The organism is Catellatospora aurea, assembly GCF_042663325.1.
In the GTDB taxonomy this organism is placed as follows: domain Bacteria; phylum Actinomycetota; class Actinomycetes; order Mycobacteriales; family Micromonosporaceae; genus Catellatospora; species Catellatospora aurea.
Map to the genome: position 1 here is coordinate 21,169 of NZ_JBHTAC010000017.1, position 17,765 is coordinate 38,933.

General features: G+C 72.9%; 14 protein-coding genes. 9 read left to right on the plus strand and 5 right to left on the minus strand.

The window, feature by feature from the left end:
• Positions 1-55 precede the first annotated feature (55 nt).
• Positions 56-1,132, minus strand: coding sequence for an RNA ligase (ATP) (locus ACFQO7_RS18345; RefSeq protein ID WP_376807484.1), 1,077 nt, complete (start codon positions 1,130-1,132; stop codon positions 56-58).
• 119 nt (positions 1,133-1,251) lie between these two features.
• Between ACFQO7_RS18345 and ACFQO7_RS18350 the strand changes: the two genes are divergently transcribed.
• From ACFQO7_RS18350 to ACFQO7_RS18365, 4 genes are all read left to right on the plus strand, one after another.
• Positions 1,252-2,151: an alpha/beta fold hydrolase gene (locus ACFQO7_RS18350; RefSeq protein ID WP_376807485.1), complete on the plus strand. Its 900-nt coding sequence runs from the start codon at positions 1,252-1,254 to the stop codon at positions 2,149-2,151.
• 200 nt (positions 2,152-2,351) lie between these two features.
• Entirely contained in the window at positions 2,352-4,145 is a 1,794-nt protein-coding gene (locus ACFQO7_RS18355) for a 3-hydroxyacyl-CoA dehydrogenase family protein (protein ID WP_376807486.1), read from the plus strand.
• A 118-nt stretch (positions 4,146-4,263) separates the two neighbouring features.
• Entirely contained in the window at positions 4,264-4,590 is a 327-nt protein-coding gene (locus ACFQO7_RS18360; RefSeq protein WP_376807487.1) for a hypothetical protein, read from the plus strand.
• 66 nt (positions 4,591-4,656) lie between these two features.
• A complete protein-coding gene (locus tag ACFQO7_RS18365; protein WP_376807488.1) occupies positions 4,657-5,436 on the plus strand; it encodes an alpha/beta hydrolase in 780 nt (259 codons plus the stop codon).
• Between the two features lie 36 nt (positions 5,437-5,472).
• Here the strand turns inward: ACFQO7_RS18365 and ACFQO7_RS18370 are convergent, their stop codons facing one another.
• From ACFQO7_RS18370 to mce, 4 genes are all read right to left on the minus strand, one after another.
• The gene (locus tag ACFQO7_RS18370) at positions 5,473-6,792 is read right to left on the minus strand and encodes a coiled-coil domain-containing protein (RefSeq protein WP_376807489.1); all 1,320 of its coding nucleotides are present in this window, start codon (positions 6,790-6,792) and stop codon (positions 5,473-5,475) included.
• A gap of 69 nt (positions 6,793-6,861) precedes the next feature.
• Positions 6,862-8,091 (minus strand): coiled-coil domain-containing protein, encoded by a 1,230-nt coding sequence (locus tag ACFQO7_RS18375; protein ID WP_376807490.1) that lies wholly within the window; start codon positions 8,089-8,091, stop codon positions 6,862-6,864.
• A 215-nt stretch (positions 8,092-8,306) separates the two neighbouring features.
• Entirely contained in the window at positions 8,307-9,662 is a 1,356-nt protein-coding gene (gene ccrA / locus ACFQO7_RS18380) for a crotonyl-CoA carboxylase/reductase (protein ID WP_360520815.1), read from the minus strand.
• 234 nt (positions 9,663-9,896) lie between these two features.
• Complete coding sequence (mce, locus tag ACFQO7_RS18385; protein WP_376807491.1) at positions 9,897-10,376, minus strand: methylmalonyl-CoA epimerase; 480 nt, start codon at positions 10,374-10,376, stop codon at positions 9,897-9,899.
• 65 nt (positions 10,377-10,441) lie between these two features.
• Between mce and ACFQO7_RS18390 the strand changes: the two genes are divergently transcribed.
• The 5 genes from ACFQO7_RS18390 (at position 10,442) to ACFQO7_RS18410 (ending at position 17,703) form a co-directional block, all read left to right on the plus strand.
• A complete protein-coding gene (locus ACFQO7_RS18390) occupies positions 10,442-11,623 on the plus strand; it encodes an acetyl-CoA C-acetyltransferase (protein ID WP_376807492.1) in 1,182 nt (393 codons plus the stop codon).
• A 148-nt stretch (positions 11,624-11,771) separates the two neighbouring features.
• The gene (gene meaB / locus ACFQO7_RS18395; RefSeq protein WP_376807493.1) at positions 11,772-12,761 is read left to right on the plus strand and encodes a methylmalonyl Co-A mutase-associated GTPase MeaB; all 990 of its coding nucleotides are present in this window, start codon (positions 11,772-11,774) and stop codon (positions 12,759-12,761) included.
• A 243-nt stretch (positions 12,762-13,004) separates the two neighbouring features.
• Complete coding sequence (locus ACFQO7_RS18400; RefSeq protein ID WP_376807494.1) at positions 13,005-16,100, plus strand: FtsX-like permease family protein; 3,096 nt, start codon at positions 13,005-13,007, stop codon at positions 16,098-16,100.
• On the plus strand, positions 16,097-17,044 hold the full coding sequence (locus tag ACFQO7_RS18405) for an ABC transporter ATP-binding protein (RefSeq protein WP_376807495.1): 948 nt from the start codon (positions 16,097-16,099) through the stop codon (positions 17,042-17,044). Before ACFQO7_RS18400 ends, ACFQO7_RS18405 begins: the two co-directional genes overlap by 4 nt.
• Entirely contained in the window at positions 17,044-17,703 is a 660-nt protein-coding gene (locus ACFQO7_RS18410; RefSeq protein ID WP_376807496.1) for an ABC transporter ATP-binding protein, read from the plus strand. Before ACFQO7_RS18405 ends, ACFQO7_RS18410 begins: the two co-directional genes overlap by 1 nt.
• Positions 17,704-17,765: the final 62 nt, after the last annotated feature.

Sequence of the window (17,765 nt, forward strand, 5' to 3'; positions counted from 1 at the left end):
AACCGCCGGGATCAGCGCGCGAACACCGATCGGCAGCCGGACCCGGCCGGGGCGGTCACTCGTACTCGGTGCCGCCCTTGCGGGTGAGATAGGCGGGGGAGACGAGCTTGCCGATGGCGCGGCCGCCGGTCACCGGGCTGTAGCGCTCGGGCAGTGACCGCACGACCAGGCCCTCGCGCAGGTTCGCGCCCGTGCCGGAGACCGTCTCGGTGCCGTCGGCCAGCGCGATCAGCGCCTGCTCGTCGTACGCGCCCCGGTACAGCACCGGGACCAGGGGCACCCCGTGCTCGGCGGCGAGCGGCGCGTACTCGTCCAGCGTCAGCCAGCGCACACCGTCCCCGTCGTCCACGCACACGTCGAACACCGCGTACCCGGGCCGCACCCCGGCGTTCGCGCCGTACGGCAGGTCCTGCACGCCCCGGCCGAACACCTCGCCGAACACGCCGACCCGGGTCGCGCCGACCGCGGCGGCGACCGCCCCGGCGAAGGTGGGCAGGTCGAACGTCCGGATCGCGCGCCAGTAGAGGTTGGTGCCGGTCTCCTTGATGGCCAGGCGCTGCTTGCCGAAGCCCTTCGACGACGCGTACACGGCGCCGGTCGCCGCGACGTACGTCATCAGCGTGGCCGAGCCGTGGATCTTCTCAGTGGCGATCACCGGCTCCCCGGCCGTGAACAGGTCCGGGTACCGGCGGATGTTCTCCACCTCCAGCCAGGGCAGCAGGTCGGCGGCGGGCTCCATGTCCCCGGCCAGGTGCACCGGCACCGGCGGGTTCCACTTGACCACGCCGAGCGCCTCGGCGAAGTCCGTGCCCGCCGCGGCGGCCGCGACGAGGTCCAGGTCGGACAGCGCCTTGGGCAGGCAGACGATGCCCTGGGACAGCTCGCCGCGCAGGCGTACCGCGGTGATGCGGTCCTTGTTGCCGCCCGCGAGGCGTCCGGTGAGGCCGAGTTCGGCGATCAGCGGCTCCGGCAGCACGCTGCCTTCGGGCAGGTACACGGCGTGGTCGCCGGTGCGGAAGGCGCCCTTGGCGACCACCGCGCGCAGCCGTCCCACCTCGGCGAGCTCGAGCGCGTCGGCATTGGGGTGCGGGTGGATCACCAGCCGTTCCGCGGTGACCTTGAGTGTCGACATGCCGAGAATGCTCCCGCCCCCGCATGCCCCGAGCAACCGACTTAGTTGTGTGGGCGGACACCACTGGCAGGACGCGCGCGGTGTGGCAGCATCCGGCGCACGACGAGTGAGGAGCGGCGATGAGCGACCTGGTGGCGTACCGGCTGGAGAGCGTGCCCGTGCGCGGCGGTGAGCTGCGGGTGGGCGTGTGGGGCGAGGGCGGGCCGGTGATCGTCGCGGTGCACGGGATCACGTCGTCGCACCTGGCCTGGACCCTGATCGGGCCGGAGCTGGGGCGTGACCACCGGGTGGTCGCGGTGGACCTGCGCGGCCGGGGCGGCAGCAGGGACCTGCCGGGCCCGTACGGCATGGCCGAGCACGCCGCCGACGTGGCCGAGGTGATCCGCGCGTACGCCGACACCCCTGTGCTCCTGGTCGGCCACTCCATGGGCGGCTTCGTGGTCGCCGAGACCGCGCGCCGATTCCCGGAGCTGGTCGAGCGCCTGGTCCTGGTCGACGGCGGAGCCGCGCTGCCGCTGCCGCCAGGCGTCGACGCATCGGCGGGCGCGGCCGCGCTGGAGGAGGCGATCGCCACCACCGTGGGCGCCGTCTTCGCCCGGCTGAACATGACCTTCCCCGACCGGGACGCGTACCTGGCGCTGTGGCGGCAGCACCCGTCGTTCGACCCGTGGCCCGAGGGGGCCGACGCGTATCTCGCGTACGACGTGGTCGGGCAGGAGCCGGAGTTGCGGGCCGCGTGCCGGATGGAGGCCGCGGTCCGCGACGGCCAGGACCTCTACGCGCTGCCGGGTATGACGCCGGAGCCGCTGCCCCGCCCCGCCGTGTTCCTGCGCGCCCCGCGTGGCATGTTCGACGACCCGGACTCCCCGCTCTACCCGCCGGGCCGGGCAAGCGAGTGGCTGCCCGGAGTGACGGAGCACGACGTTCCGGATGTGAACCACTACACGATCACCCTGGGCCGTGCGGGTGCCGAGACCGTGGCGGCAGCCGTGCGCGCCGCCCCGCGCGACGCCCCCTGACCTACCCGCGCGGCCGCTGGCCTGGGCTGATGTCACCCCGATGTTAAGAAGGGCACCTTGTACATCGCGGAGCGATGGCAAGGTGCCCTTCCTTTCGTCAGTACGTGACGAGTGGCTATGTTCACTTGCGGCAGCCGCTGTGGGGACGCATGGGCCATGGCAGACTCCCGAGTAACCTTAGCGATCGTTCGGGAGATGGGATGGGCACTGTGGCTCGCGAAATCAACACGGTGGGCGTGGTCGGCCTCGGCACCATGGGCGCCGGCATCGTCGAGGTATTCGCGCGCAACGGCCTGAACGTCGTGGCCGTGGAGATCAGCGAGGGCGCGCTGGAGCGGGGCCGGGCCAACCTGACCGGCTCGACCGACCGCGCCGTGGCCAAGGGCAAGCTGTCCGAGCAGGACCGCGACGCGCTGCACTCCCGGGTCGACTTCCAGGTCGGCCTGGCGGCGCTGCACAGCGTCGACTTCGTGATCGAGGCGGTGCCCGAGCACCTGGACCTCAAGCAGGCGATCTTCGCCGAGCTGGACAAGGTCTGCCCGCCGCACGCCATCCTCGCCACCAATACCAGCTCGCTGTCGGTCACCGAGATCTCGGTCGCCACGCACCGGCCCAACCAGGTCATCGGCGTGCACTTCTTCAACCCCGCGCCGGTGATGAAGCTCGTCGAGATCATCCGTACCGTGGTGACCGCGCCGGAGGTCGTCGCCGACGTGGAGGCGCTGATCGCCCGCCTCGGCAAGACCGACGTGACCATCAGCGACCGGGCCGGGTTCATCGCCAACGCGCTGCTGTTCGGCTACCTGAACCACGCCGTCACCATGTTCGAGAACCACTACGCCACCCGCGAGGACATCGACGCGGCCATGAAGCTGGGCTGCGGCCTGCCGATGGGCCCGCTCGCGCTGATGGACCTGATCGGCCTGGACACGGCGTACGAGATCCTCGACACGATGTACCGCCGCGGCGGCCGCGACCGCCGGCACGCCCCGGCCCCGCTGCTCAAGCAGATGGTCACCGCGGGCCTGCTGGGCCGCAAGTCCGGCCGTGGCTTCTACACCTACGAGAAGCAGGGCTCGCCGGTCGTGGTGGCCGACGAGCTGACCCCGGCCGCGGGCGAGCACGAGGCCGCGCCGCGCCCGATCGGCAGTGTCGGCGTGGTCGGTTCGGGCACCATGGCCACCGGCATCATCGAGGTCTTCGCCAAGGCGGGGTACGAGGTGCTGAGCGTGACCCGCGGCGCGGAGAAGTCCGCGAAGGTCTGCGAGTCCGTGAAGACCTCCCTGAACAAGGGCGTGGTGCGCGGCAAGCTCAGCGAGGCCGACCGCGACGCCGCGATCAGCCGGATCACCTGGTCCACCAACCTGGACCACCTGGCCGACGTGGACATGGTCGTCGAGGCCGTCGTGGAGGAGCTGAGCGTCAAGAAGGCGCTGTTCGCCAGCCTCGACGAGATCTGCAAGCCCGGCACCGTGCTGGCCACGACCACGTCGAGCCTGCCGGTCGTCGAGTGCGCCATGGCCACCCATCGCCCCGCGGACGTGGTCGGCCTGCACTTCTTCAACCCCGCCCAGGTCATGCCGCTGATCGAGGTCGTCGCCACGATCCGTACCAGCGCCGCGACCCTGGCCACCGCCGACGCCGTGGTCTCCAGCCTCGGCAAGACCGCCGTCGACTGCGCCGACCGCGCCGGCTTCATCGTCAACGCCCTGCTCTTCCCGTACCTCAACGACGCGGTCAAGATGCTCGAAGCCAGCTACGCCACGGCAGACGACATCGACGCGGCCATGAAGCTCGGCTGCGGCTACCCCATGGGCCCCTTCGAACTCCTCGACGTCGTCGGCCTCGACGTCTCCCTCGCCATCCAGCGCGAGCTCTACCTCGAACTCCGCGAACCCGGCTTCTCCCCGGCCCCCCTCCTGGAGCACCTGGTCACCGCCGGCTACCTCGGCCGCAAAACCGGCCGCGGCTTCCGCGACCACACCCACCGCTGACCCCCACCGCCTCGACGATCTTGCGCGAACTGTGGGGATGACACGCCCTAATCGGGCATATCCCCAACAGTTCGCGCAAGATCGTTGGGTTGGGTGGGCTGCGCCGTATCTTGGGGACATGAGTCCGCGTCGTAACAACAAAAAAGATCGCCCGGAGCGCGATCTTGACGAGGCCATGTCGCGACGCGGGGTGGAGTACGTGCACGACGATCCGGACGGGGAGTTCACCGTCCGGCATCTGAGCGGCGAGCGGTCGGACAAGATTTACAAGTGCCCGGGGTGCCACCAGGACATCCGGCCCGGGGTGCCGCACGTCGTCGCCTGGCCCTCGCAGGGCTGGGGTGACGCGGGCGACCGCAGGCACTGGCACAGCAGTTGCTGGCAGGGTCGGCACCAGCGCAAACCCAACGTCGAACGGTCCCGCAACGCGCCCCGTTACGGCTGAGCGGCCCGGTGTGATCACCGCGACGTCAGGGGGTAGGGCGGGCCGGTGCGCGGGCAGACTGTAGGCGTGACCGCGATCCGTGCCAACTCGATCCTGCCCGCTCGGCGACAGGACATCGAACTGCATACCGCCGACGGGTTGAAGCTGGTCGGGGAGCTGGCTCTGCCCGCCGACCGCGACCCGGTCGCCACCCTGATCTGCCTGCACCCGCTGCCCACCCACGGCGGCATGATGGACAGCCACGTGTACCGCAAGGCCGCCTGGCGGCTGCCCGCGCTGGCCGGGATCGCGGTGCTGCGCTTCAACAGCCGCGGCACGTCCAGCGTGCGCGGCACCAGCGAGGGCGCGTTCGACAACGCGGTGGGGGAGCGCTTCGACGTCGCCGCCGCCATCGAGTACGCCGAGTTCCACGAGCTGCCGAACCTGTGGCTGGTCGGCTGGTCCTTCGGCACCGACCTGGCCCTCAAGTACGGCTGCGACCCGGCGATCGCCGGCGCGATCCTGCTGTCCCCGCCGCTGCGCTTTTCGAAACCCGAGGATCTGGCGGTATGGGCGGAGTCCCGCCGCCCGGTGACCGCGCTCGTGCCCGAGCACGACGACTACCTGCGCCCGGCCGAGGCGAAGGAGCGCTTCGCCGCTATCCCGCACGCCGAGGTCGTGGGTGTGCCCGGCGCGAAGCACCTGTGGGTCGGCGACGCCGAGACCGTGCTGGACGAGATCGTCCGCCGCGTCGCCCCCGCGATCGAGACCCCGCTCCCCAAGGACTGGCCCGGCCCCATGGAGTACGGCGACGCCAGCGCGTACGCCGACCGCACCGTGGCGGCGTTCGCCGACAAACCCCGCTGACTCCGTCCCGAACAGGCAAGCGCGACGGCGAACGGCTCAGCGGCTGGAGGCCCCGGCGTCGCTGCTGCTGCCGTCGAGGCTGATGGTGGGCTCGTTGCCGGCGAGCATGATCGTGGGCTCGTCCCCGGCCGGCGACTCGGCCGCGGGCTTCGCCTGCGCCTGATCCGGCTGCTGCGCCGGTGTGACAGGCGCGGGTGGAGCAGCCGGCACGGGCGGGGCGGGCATCGCGATTGCCTGGGTCGGCTCCTCGGCCGGGCGGGTCGCCTCGGCGCGGCGGCGCTCGGCCTCCTCGGCCTCGCGCTGGGCCTTGGCCAGGCGCTCCAGCTCGACGTGCAGCTGCTGCTTCAGCTCGGCGAGTCGGTGCTCGACCTGCGTTATGTCGGCCCGCATCGCTACGAGGCGGGTCTGGCCGTCCTCGTACTGCTGCTTGGCCGTGTCCGCGGCGGCCTGCTCGGCGGCGGCCCGCCCGCGGGCCAGCGCCACCTCCTGCTCGGCCCGGTCGGTGCGCTGGGTCGCCTGGACCTCTACCTCGGCCAGCTTCTGCGCGGCCGCCGCGGTCGCGGCGGCGAGCTGCCGCTCGGCTTCCGCGTGCGCCGCGGCCACCCGCTGCTCGGCTTCGGCGGTGGCCGCCGCCAAGCGCTGCTCGGCCTCCGCGGCGGCCGCAGCGAGCTGCTGCTCGGCCTGGGCGCGGCTCTCCGCCGCGTGGCGCTCGGTCTCGGCGCGCGCGGCGGCGATCTCCTTGTCGGCCTGGATGCGCCGGGAGGCGGCCTCCTGCGCCGCGGCGGTGCGGATGCCCTGCGCCTCCGTCTGGGCGTGGCTGAGCAGCTCGCGCGCCTCGGCGCGCAGCCGCTGCGTCTCCTCGGTCAGCTCGATGCGGTGCTGCTCCTCGGCCTTGCGCTCCTCGGCGCGGCGGGAGGCCAGGGCCAGGTCGAAGTCACGGGACGCGGTGGCGGCGCGGTCACGGGCGTCGGCGAGCAGCCGCTCGGCCTCGGCGCGCTGGTCGGCGATCTCCTGGGCGGCTCCGTTGCGCAGGTCGTCGGCCTGGTCCTCGGCAAGGGAGAGGATCTGCTCCACTCGCGAGCCCAGGTGACGGAAGGAGACCCGGGACGGCACGGCGCGGCGGGCGGCGTCGGCCAGCTCCAGCTGGAGCTGCTGCACCTGCCCGGCCAGCGCCTGAAGCTGCGAGATGGCCTGGTCCCGCTCGGCGGCCAGGGTTGCCAGCTCGGACTCGACCTGGACGACGTATCGGTTCACCTGCTTCTTGTCGAAGCCCTTGAGGGACGTATCGAAGCTGGGTTCCGATGAGACGCCCTCACCGAGTGCGAACAGGTCTCCGCCGTGCGACATGCGGTCCATCTTCACATAAAAGGTCACGCCGCGCCCGACAGGTTGCGGGCGCGGCGTGATCAGATGTGGATCGGGTCGTTATTCGGCCTTCTCGGCCTTCGGCTTGTCCTCGGCGGCCGCCGGGGCCGGCGCGCCGACGCCCGGGACGATGCCGGCCAGGCCGGACAGCATCTGGCCGAGCTGCGCGGTGACCGCGTTCTTCTGGCGGGTGAGGTCGTCGACCTCGCGGCGCGCGGCCGTGGTGGTCAGCTCGGCCTCGTTGCGGGCCTCGGACACCAGGCGGTGCGCCTCGGCCTTGGCCTCGTTGACGGCCTTCTCCGCGGCGACGCGAGCCTTCTCGGTCGTCTCGACGGCGGTGCGCTCGGACTCGACCCGGCGCGCCTCGGCGCGCTGCTCGATCTCCTTGGCCCGGTCCTCGGCGGCGCGGGCGCGCTCCTCGGCCTCGCCGACCAGCTTCTGCGTGGCGGCGACGGCGGAGGAGTGGCGCTGCGACTCCTCGCGCTCGGACTTCTCGCGCCGCTCGGCCAGCTCCAGCTGCAGGGCCTGCAGGTCCTTGTCACGCTTGTCCCGCGCGTCGGCCAGCATCTTGGAGGCCTCGGCGCGCTTCTCCTCCGCCTCGCGGGCGGCCTTGGCGCGCAGCTGGGTGATCTCCCGCTCGGCGGTGGCGCGCAGCGTCGCGACCTCGCGCTCGACCGTCGCCTTGAGCTCGGCGACCTCGTGCGAGGTGGCGGTGCGCAGCTGCTTGGTCTCGCGGTCGGCGTCGGCGCGCAGCGTGTCGGCCTCGCGGCGGGCCTGCACCCGGACCTCGGCGGCCTCGCGCTCGGCGGCGGTGCGCAGGTTGCCGGCCTCGCGCTCGGCGGTCGCCTTCATGGCGGCGGCCTCGGCACGCGCCTTGTCGGTGATCTCGCGAGCCTCCAGGCGGGCCGCGGACAGGATGCCCTCGGACTCGCGCTTGGACTCGCCGCGGTGGTCGTTGGCCTGCTCCTCGGCGAGCCGCAGGATCTGCTCCACGCGGGTGCCGAGGCCGGACAGGGTGGGGCGGCTGTTCTCTTCCAGCTGCTTGCTCGTGTCGGTGAGCTTCTGCTCGACCGAGTTGAGCCGCTGCTCAGCCTGGCGCAGACGACGCTGGGCGTCGTTCATGCGCTGCTCGGCCTCCGCGCGTGCCTGCTCCGACTGGGCAAGCTGAGCGTTCAGGCGACCGACAAACGCGTTTACCTGCTCGCGGTCGAAACCGCGCAGGACGACTGTGAAGTCTTGTTGGGTATTCGCGCCATCGAAGAACGCGACGGAGGAGGGCTGCTGGGACATTGGGACATACTCGCAGATGACCCCGGGTGTCGCGCAAGGGCGTGGGGTCACTTTCGCCCACCGGATGCGGGCTGAGGACGCCGAAAGTGCTAGTGCCATTCCAGCCGGAAGATCCATACCGGAAGCCAATAGTCAGTATTGCCGGAAATGCCGGAAGGCGGAAGCGCGCCGTTGCGCTTCCGCCTTCCGTGTCTTCAGCAGTGATGAGCCCGAGGTCACACCCCGCGGAAGCGGTTGATCGCGGGCAGGTGGCGGGCCCGCTTCTCCTGGTCGCGTACGCCGAGCCCCTCCGCCGGAGCCAGGCACAGCACGCCGACCTTGCCCTGGTGCGTGTTGCGGTGCACCTCGTAGGCGGCCTGGCCGGTCTGCTCCAGTGGGAACACCTTCGACAGCGTCGGGTGCACCCGGCCCAGGTCGATCAGGCGGTTGGCCTCCCACGCCTCGCGGTAGTTGGCGAAGTGGCTGCCGATGATGCGCTTGAGCGACATCCACAGGTAGCGGTTGTCGTACTGGTGCTCGTAGCCGCTGGTCGAAGCGCAGGTGACGATCGTGCCGCCCTTCTTGGCGACGTACACGCTGGCGCCGAAGGTCTCCCGGCCCGGGTGCTCGAACACGATGTCGGGGTCTTCGCCGCCGGTCAGCTCCCGGATGCGCGCCCCGAACCGCTTCCACTCGGCCGGGTCCTGGGTGTGCTCATCGGACCAGAACCGGTAGCCCTCGGCGGCACGGTCGATGACCAGGTCGGCGCCCATCCGGCGGCAGATCTCCGCCTTCTCCGGAGAGGACACCACGCACACCGGGATCGCGCCGCCGTTGAGCGCCATCTGGGTGGCGTACGAGCCGAGCCCGCCGCTCGCGCCCCAGATCAGCACGACGTCGCCCTGCTTCATGTTCGCGCCGTGGTGGGACACCAGCTGCCGGTACGCGGTGGAGTTGACCAGCCCTGGGCTGGCCGCCTCCTCCCAGGTCAGGTGGGCGGGCTTGGGCATGAGCTGGTTGGCCTTGACGATGGCGAGCTGGGCCAGGCCGCCGAAGTTGGTCTCGAAGCCCCAGATGCGCTGCTGCGGGTCGAGCATGGTGTCGTCGTGGCCGGCCGCGTCCTCCAGCTCGACGTTGAGGCAGTGCGCCACGACCTGGTCGCCGGCCTGCCACTTCGTCACGCCCGCGCCGGTGCGCAGCACCACGCCCGCCGCGTCCGAACCCACCACGTGGTACGGCAGGTCGTGGCGCTTCGTCAGCGCCGACAACCGTCCGTATCGCTTCAGGAACCCGAACGTCGACAGCGGCTCGAAAATGGACGTCCACACCGTGTTGTAGTTGACCGCGCTGGCCATCACGGCGATCAGCGCCTCGCCCGGCCCGAGCTCGGGCACCGGCACTTCCTGCAGGTGGAGGGCCTTGCGCGGGTCCTTGTCGCGAGTGGCCAGTCCGTCGAACATGGTGGTCTCGTCCTCGCGTACCACCATCCCCTGGTAGGAGGCGGGCACCGGCACGTCGGCCAGGCTCCGCAGCCGCGCGGCCGGGTCGGCCGCGTTCTCGGCTTCCATGATCACGTCGAGGATGTCTTGCACGGCGCCACCTCCGTGGTGAGGGAACTGCGGCGTCCCGCGCTCGCGCTGCGGGCGGTGAGTTCCGGGTCTGCGGGCCATCCTTGGCGGGCCCTCCTGTGGGTCGCCATGTGGTCGGGCACACATGGCGGGTCAGGTGAGCCGGACGTTACTGGTCGGTAGCTTCGGCGGGAACGGGTGTGTGAAAAAGTCCACGCTCGGCTTAACGATCATTCAGCCGCCGTGGCCGCGGGGCCGTCAGTGGCCGTGGCCGGGCTCCACCAGTTCGACCAGCACACCGCCGGCGTCCTTCGGGTGCACGAAGTTGATCCGCGAGCCCGCGGTGCCGCGCTTCGGGGTCTCGTAGAGCAGCCGCACCCCGCGCTCGCGCAGGGCGGCGCAGGTCGCGTCGATGTCGGCGACGGTGTACGCCATCTGCTGGATGCCGGGGCCGCTGCGGTCCAGGAACTTGCCGATGGGGGAGTCGGGGCGCAGCGGCGCGAGCAGCTGCACGGCCCCGCCGTCGGGGCTCGGCCCGACCTGGAGCATCGCCTCGCGGACGCCCTGCTCCTCGTTGGTCTCGGTGTGCACGCAGGTCATCCCGAACGTACCTTCGTAGAAGGCGATGGCGGCGTCGAGATCCGGCACCGCTATGCCCACGTGATCGATGCGCTGCAGACCCACGGACTGTGACGGAATGCCCTGTGATGAGGTCGACAGGGCTGCGGGATCGGTCATGCGGTTAGTCTGACCGAACCATCGTTAAGGCGATACGTGAACCAGGCCACTCGGAGGGGTAACCCATGACTTCTGTGATCGTGAGCGGAGCGCGCACCCCGATGGGCCGCCTGCTCGGCAACCTGAAGGACCTGTCGGCCACGCAGCTCGGCTCGGTCGCCATCAAGGCCGCCCTGGAGCGCGCCGGGGTCTCCCCCGACCAGGTGCAGTACGTGATCATGGGCCAGGTGCTGCAGGCCGGCGGCGGCCAGATCACCGCCCGCCAGGCCGCCGTGGGCGCCGGCATTCCGATGAGCGTGCCCGCGCTGACCGTGAACAAGGTCTGCCTGTCCGGCCTCGACGCGATCGCGCTCGCCGACCAGCTCATCCGCGCGGGTGAGTTCGACATCGTGGTGGCCGGCGGCATGGAGTCCATGACCAACGCCCCGCACCTGATGATCGGCCAGCGCACCGGGTACAAGTACGGCGACGTCGTGGTCAAGGACCACATGGCCCACGACGGCCTGTCCGACGCCTGGGACCAGTGCTCGATGGGCGAGTCGACCGAGCGCCACAACGGCCGCTACGAGATCACCCGCGCCGAGCAGGACGCCTTCGCCGCCGCGTCGCACCAGCGCGCCGCCGCCGCGATCAAGGACGGCCGCTTCGCCGAGGAGATCGCCCCCGTCACCATCCCGGCCCGCAAGGGCGACCCGATCGTGATCAGCGAGGACGAGGGCGTACGCCCCGACACCACCGCCGACACCCTCGGCAAGCTGCGCCCGGCCTTCGCCAAGGACGGCACCATCACCGCCGGCTCGTCCTCGCCGATCTCCGACGGCGCGGCCGCGGTCGTGGTCATGCGCAAGGAGAAGGCGCAGGAGCTGGGCCTGACCTGGCTCGCCGAGATCGGCGCGCACGGCAACGTGGCCGGCCCGGACAACTCCCTGCACGCCCAGCCGGCCAACGCCATCAAGCAGGCCCTGGCCAAGGAGGGCCTGACCGCCGCCGACCTCGACCTGGTCGAGATCAACGAGGCGTTCGCCGCGGTCGGCATCCAGTCGACCCGCGAGCTGGGCATCGACCCGGAGATCGTCAACGTCAACGGCGGCGCGATCGCCCTGGGCCACCCGATCGGCATGTCCGGCGCCCGCCTCGCGCTGACCCTGGCCCTGGAGCTCAAGCGCCGCGGTGGCGGCACCGGCGCGGCCGCCCTCTGCGGCGGCGGCGGCCAGGGCGACGCCCTGATCCTCAAGGTCGCCCCCTGACCTAACACCGGGCGGCCCTCCGCGCCGCCCTCCGCCCGTGGCGCAACTCTTCAAGAGTCGCGGCAATCCGGCCAACCGGAAGCCGCGACTCTTTAAGAGTTGAGGCGCACCTGCTGACCCGTCCCGCCGTCTGCGAATGGTTGAGTTGATGACCGAGCCGAGCACACCGTCCCTGTCGCCTGCGCCGCAGCGCTCGGTTGCTGAACTCGTTGCTCGGGCGCGGGAGGGCGAGGCGAGGGCGGTCGCACGGCTGATCACGCTGGTGGAGTCGGGGTCGGCGGCGCTGCCGGAGATCGCGGCGACGCTGGCGCCCACCGCAGGCGGCGCGATCGTGGTCGGGCTGACCGGGTCGCCCGGTGTGGGCAAGTCGACGACGACCAACGAACTCGTGCGGGCGTTCCGGGCGGCCGGCAAGCGGGTCGCGGTGCTGGCGATCGACCCGTCGAGCCCGTACACCGGGGGCGCGATTCTCGGCGACCGGATCCGTATGCAGGACCATGCCACCGATCCCGGCGTCTACATCCGGTCGATGTCCAGCCGGGGGCATCTCGGCGGGCTGTCGGCGGCGACCCCGGCGGCGGTACGCGTGCTGGCCGGCGTCGGCTTCGACGTGGTGCTCGTGGAGACGGTCGGGGTGGGGCAGGCCGAGGTCGAGATCGCCTCGCTGGCCGACACCACCCTGGTGCTGCTCGCGCCCGGCATGGGCGACGCGATCCAGGCCGTCAAGGCGGGCATCCTGGAGATCGCCGACATCTTCGTCATCAACAAGGCCGACCGTGACGGTGTGGAGGCCACCCACCGTGACATCCAGGGCATGATCGCCCTCGGCGGGTCGGACCGCGGCCCGGGGGACTGGCGGCCGCGCGTGGTCAAGGCCGTCGCGGCGCGCGCCGAGGGCATCGACGGCATCGTCGCGGCCATCGAGGAGCACCGGGCCTGGCTGGTCGACACCGACCAGCTCACGGTGCGCCGCCGCCGCCGGGCCGCCGCCGAGATCGAGGCGCTGGCCCTGGGTCAGCTGCGCGCCCGCTTCGCCGAGCTGCCGGGCGAGGGACTCGCCGCGCTCGCCGACAAGGTCGTCGCCGGCTCCCTCAACCCGTACGCCGCGGCCACCCAGCTGCTCGACGAGCTGGTCTGACCGGCACCGCGTCGTCGCGGGCACATGAGGTCCCGCGGACTCTGCTCTGCACCCATTCGCTTGCTCCGCATCCACCGGCGCAACGGCCGATCAGGGTGTCCGCTAACGCTGTGTGAGCAGGTGAATCCGCGCCGAGAGCTGCTCGGATGCGGGTTGGCAACGATAGGCGAAGCGACTTCACGGGCGGACTGACCAATCGCTAAGGTGTCGGGGCACATAGGGCTCTTACGCGTGGAGGCGACGGTGACCGGTTGGTCCGTCATGATGCGGGGCATCCGGCACCGCTCCGGCCGGTCGGCGGTGGTGCTGGCGCTCGCGGCGTTCGCCACCGCCGCGGCGGTGCTCGCCCCGGCGTACGGTCGCGCCGCGCAGCAGTCGGTGCTGACCGACGCGCTGAGCGCGGCCCCGGCCACCGCCGCCGCGGTCACGGTGACCGCCGAGGGCAGCGCCGACACCGCCGAGGCCGCACACCAGCCGGTCGGTGACACCCAGGCCACGGTCAACGGGGCGCTGGCCAAGGCGCCGCACCTGGCCGCGGTGCTGGACCGGCCCGTCGGCTCGGTCAGCGTCGACACGACGCTGAGCAGCAACCGCACCAACCGGTTTGCGGCCCGGCTGGCCTGGCACCAGGGCGCGTGCGCGCACCTGCGGATCACCGGCGACTGCGCCATCGACGCCGAGCAGGTGCTGCTCAGCGAGCGCGCCGCGGCCGAGGCCGGCGTCGAGGTCGGCGACAAGGTGTCGGTACGCCCCGCGCAGGGCGAGGCGGCGGTCCGGTCCTATGAGGTCGTCGGCCTCTACACCCCGCTCGCCCCGGAGGAGTCCTACTGGGGCAACAACGGCTACTTCGCGCAGGCCCAGTCGGGCGGCGAGGGCGCGCCGCGCCTGGACGCCGTGTTCACCGGCGCCGAGGACGACGTGCGGCTGGGCGACGCGGTGCCGGTCACGCTGTCCGTGACGTACCCGCTGCGTCCCGGTCAGGTGCGGCTGGACGACGTCACCGCCTTGCGCGACGAACTGGGCACGCTCGGCCTGGCGCTGAACGGGTTCGAGCTGCAGGTCGAGACGGCGCTCCCGTCGATCGTCGAGGACGCCGCCAAGGACCAGGACGCCCTCGCGCGGACCGTGCCCATCATCGCGGTGCCGCTGGTCCTGCTGGCCTTCGTCGTGCTGCTGCTGCTGGTGGCGGCGCTGACCGAGGAGCGCGGCCCGGAACTGGCGCTGGCCCGGTTGCGCGGCTACGGCACCGGCGGCACGGTCCGGTTCGGACTGGGCGAGACGCTGCTGCTGATCGTGCTCGGCGCACCCCTGGGCCTGGCGGCCGGGCTGGGCGCGGTCGAGCTGGCCGCGCGTTCGGTGCTCGCTGAGGGCGTACACGCCGAGATCCGGTGGCCCGTGCTCGCCGCCGCCGTGGGCGGCCTGCTGATCGCCTGCCTCGCCGCCTGGCTGGCCGCCCGTGCCACGCTCGGCCGCAGCGTGCTCGGTCTGCTGCGGCGCGTGCCGCAGCGCGGCACCTGGCGGGCGGGCGTGCTGGAGGGCGTGGCCGCCGCGCTGGCGATCGCCTCGCTGGCCGCGGCGCTGCGCGACCGGTCGGCTCCGCTGGCGCTGCTGGCCCCGGCCGCGCTGGCCATCGTCGCGGGCGTGCTCGCGGGCCGCCTGCTCAGCCTGTGGTCGCGGGTGCGGCTGGGCCTGGCCCGCCGCCGCGGCCGGCTGCCCGCCATGCTGTCGGCGGCACAGCTGTCGCGCCGGCCGGGCGCGGCCCGCACCGTCGCGGTGCTCACCGCCGCCGTCGCGCTGCTGACCTTCTCGGCCACCGCCTGGGACGTCGCGGCGGACGCCCGCGCCCAGCGGGCCGACGACGCGGTCGGCGCGCCGACCGTCTACGCCGTCTCCGCCGAACACCCGCAGGCGCTGGTCAAGGCGCTGGCCGCGGCCGATCCGACGAACCGTTCGATGGCCGTGGTGCGCGTCGACGAGCTCTACAACAACCAGCGGGTCGAGCTGATCGGGGTGCAGTCCGAGCGGCTGCCCGCCGTGGCCATCTGGCGCGACCACGACGCCGCCACGCTGTCGCTGCTGGCGGGCCGCCTGCGCGCCGACGCGCCGCAGGTCGCCGAGGTCGGCGGCCAGCTGACCGCGCGGGCGGCGGTGAGCTCGCTCGGCGCGACGCCGGCCCGCCTGGGCGCGGTGCTGTCCGCACCGGGCGAGCCGCCGAGCATCGTCTGGCTGGGCAAGCTGCGGGAGGGCACGCGCAACTACATCGCCCCCGCGCCCGCCTGCGCGGCCACGCCCTGCCGCGTGGTCGGCCTGGCGGTCGGCCGGGAGGCCGGCGAGAGCGGCCCCGTGCAGGTGGAGCTGACCGTGCAGTCGCTCAGCTCCGGCGGGCAGCAGTTGCCGCTGCGCTTCGCGGAGTCGTCGGCGTGGCGCTTCCTGGTGGATCGCACGCCCAACGCGACCGTACGGGTCACCCCCGGCCCGCAGCTCGGCCTCAGCGTGAACTCCGCCGACCAGGGCGACGTGCTCGTCTCCTACCTGGACACCCCGGCTGAGCTGCCCGCGGTGCTGGCCGGCCCCGCGCCGAGCAGCGACGATCCGGAGCACTTCGACCTGCCCGCGTTCGCCGAGGCGCCGCAGGGGTTCAGCGTGCTGGAGAAGGCCGCGCTGCTGCCCCGCGCCGGTGAGCGCGGCCTGCTGTTCGACCTCGACCTGGCGACCCGGGCCGCCTCCGTGACGCAGGGCCTGGCCGACGCGAGCGACCTGCGCTACGAGGTGTGGGCCGCGCCGGATGCCCCCGCCGACCTCGCCGCGAAGCTGGCCGGCCAGGGCGTGCAGGTGCTGCGCACCGAGACCGTGCCGGACGAGCTGGCCCGGCTCGGCCGCCGCGCCCCCGCGCTGGGGCTGCGGCTCTACCTGCTGGCCGGTATCGCGGCCGCGCTGCTCGCGCTGGGCGTGCTCATGCTCAGCACCCGGCTGGGCGCCGGCGACCGCCGGGCCGAGTTGGCCGCGCTGCGCGTCACCGGCGTACGCCCGAACGTGCTGCGCCGCGCGCTGCGGCGGGAGCGGCTCGCGCTGATCGGCCTGCCGATGGTCGTCGGGCTGCTGGTCGGCGTCGGGGCCGCGGCGCTGATGCTGCCCGGCATCCCGCTGGTCACCGTCGGCACCGCCGGAGCGCCCAACCTGACCGGGGACGTGCTCGGCGCGCTCGTGCCCGGACTCACCCTGGACGCGCTGCCGCTGGCGATCGCCGGTGCGCTGCTGGTGCTCGTGCTGGCGGTGGTGCGCGGTGGCCGGCTGGTCAAGTGGGCCACCCCTGAACTGATCCGAGGAGGCGGCCGGTGAACGGCACGGTTACCTGTCGCGGCCTGGTCTACATCTACCGGCTGGAAGGCTACGACGTGGTCGCCCTCGGCGGGGTGGACCTGGACATCGCGCCCGGCGAGTCGGTGGCCCTGCTGGGCCCATCCGGCTCCGGCAAGTCCACGCTGCTCTCGCTGCTGGCCGGGCTGATCCGGCCGGCCGCCGGGCGGGCCACCGTCGGCGAGACCGACCTGGCCAAGGCGTCCGAGTCGGACCTGGCCCGAATGCGCGCCACCGAGGTCGGCGTCGTGCTGCAGGGCGCCGAGCGCAACCTGCTGCCGTACCTGACCGCCGAGCAGAACGTGCGCTTCGCCCAGCGGGCCGCCCGCTCCCACGGCGTCGCCGACCTGCCGGCCCCGCGCGACGTGCTGGCCCTGGTCGGCCTGCTCGGCGTACGCGGCCGGCTGCGTCAGCGCCCGCACGAGCTGACCCCCGGCGAGCGGCAGCGCCTGGCGCTGGCCGTGGCGCTGGCGCACAAGCCGGGACTGCTGCTCGCCGACGAGCCGACCAGCCAGCTCGACTCCGTCGCCCGCGACGAGGTCATCGCGGCCCTGGAGTCGGTGCGCCGGGCCGGCACCACGGTCGTCGTGGTCACCCACGACCCCGAGGTCGGCGCGGGTATGGGCCGCCAGGTCACCATCCGCGACGGGCGCGTCGGCGGCGAGGGCCGCCTCGGCGAGGAGTTCGCCGTGGTCGGCCGGGACGGCTCGGTGCACCTGCCGCCCGACGTGCTGGCGCTGCTCCCGCCCGGCACCAGACTGCGGGTGCACGCGCGCCCCGACGGCACGGTGCTGCTGGCCCCGGCCCACGCCGCCCAGCCGGGCAGCGCGGTGGTGGTCGCCGACGAGTACGAGCCCGAGGACGGCGCGGCGGCCTACTCCCGGCGCGGGCAGATCGTCCCCGACTACAGCCGTGAGGTGGCCTGATGACCCGGATGCTGCTCGCCGACCGCATCACCATGGCGTACGGCAAGGACCGCGCGGTGCTGCGCGACGTCAGCGTGGCCGCCCAGCCGGGCCGCATCCTGGCCGTCACGGGCGCGTCGGGCGCGGGCAAGACCACGCTGCTCTGGGCGCTGGCCGGGCTGCTGCGCCCGGTCGAGGGCCAGGTCACCCTCGACGGCACCCCGCTGCGCGACCGCGATCAGGCCGTCACCCAGGGCATCATCCTGATCCCGCAGCACAACGGGCTCGCCCCGACCCTGACCGCGGCCGAGAACGTGCTGGTCGCCCTGGTGTCGGCGGGCGTGCGGGCGGCCGACGCGCGCCGGCTCACCGCCGAGGCGCTGGAGCGGGTCGGGTTGGCGAACCAGGCCGAGCAGCTGGTCGAGGAGCTGTCCGGCGGGCAGCAGCAGCGTACGGCGATCGCCCGCGGCCTGGCCTTGCGCGGCCCGGTGCTGCTGGCCGACGAGGTCACCAGCGAACTCGACGCCGCCAACCGCCAGACGGTGCTGACCCTCCTGCGCGCCGAAGCCGACCGCGGCGCCGCTGTCGTCTTCGCCACCCACGACCCCCAAGCGGCCGCGGCCTGCGACACCGAACTCCACCTCGTCGACGGCCACGCCACCGCCCCCGCCGCCCACTGACCCGGGCCACCTCCCTTTCGCAACTCTTAAAGACTTGCGGCCTCCGAGTCCTTCGGAGGCCG

Bases quoted from the DNA above. Each gene is read 5' to 3' on its own strand.
- ACFQO7_RS18375 (WP_376807490.1), bottom strand. From the start codon at position 8,091: ATGTCCCAGCAGCCCTCCTCCGTCGCGTTCTTCGATGGCGCGAATACC.
- meaB (WP_376807493.1), top strand. From the start codon at position 11,772: ATGACCGAGCCGAGCACACCGTCCCTGTCGCCTGCGCCGCAGCGCTCG.
- ACFQO7_RS18410 (WP_376807496.1), top strand. From the start codon at position 17,044: ATGACCCGGATGCTGCTCGCCGACCGCATCACCATGGCGTACGGCAAG.
- ACFQO7_RS18355 (WP_376807486.1), top strand. From the start codon at position 2,352: ATGGGCACTGTGGCTCGCGAAATCAACACGGTGGGCGTGGTCGGCCTC.
- ACFQO7_RS18360 (WP_376807487.1), top strand. From the start codon at position 4,264: ATGAGTCCGCGTCGTAACAACAAAAAAGATCGCCCGGAGCGCGATCTT.
- mce (WP_376807491.1), bottom strand. From the start codon at position 10,376: ATGACCGATCCCGCAGCCCTGTCGACCTCATCACAGGGCATTCCGTCA.
- ACFQO7_RS18345 (WP_376807484.1), bottom strand. From the start codon at position 1,132: ATGTCGACACTCAAGGTCACCGCGGAACGGCTGGTGATCCACCCGCAC.
- ACFQO7_RS18390 (WP_376807492.1), top strand. From the start codon at position 10,442: ATGACTTCTGTGATCGTGAGCGGAGCGCGCACCCCGATGGGCCGCCTG.
- ACFQO7_RS18370 (WP_376807489.1), bottom strand. From the start codon at position 6,792: ATGGACCGCATGTCGCACGGCGGAGACCTGTTCGCACTCGGTGAGGGC.
- ACFQO7_RS18350 (WP_376807485.1), top strand. From the start codon at position 1,252: ATGAGCGACCTGGTGGCGTACCGGCTGGAGAGCGTGCCCGTGCGCGGC.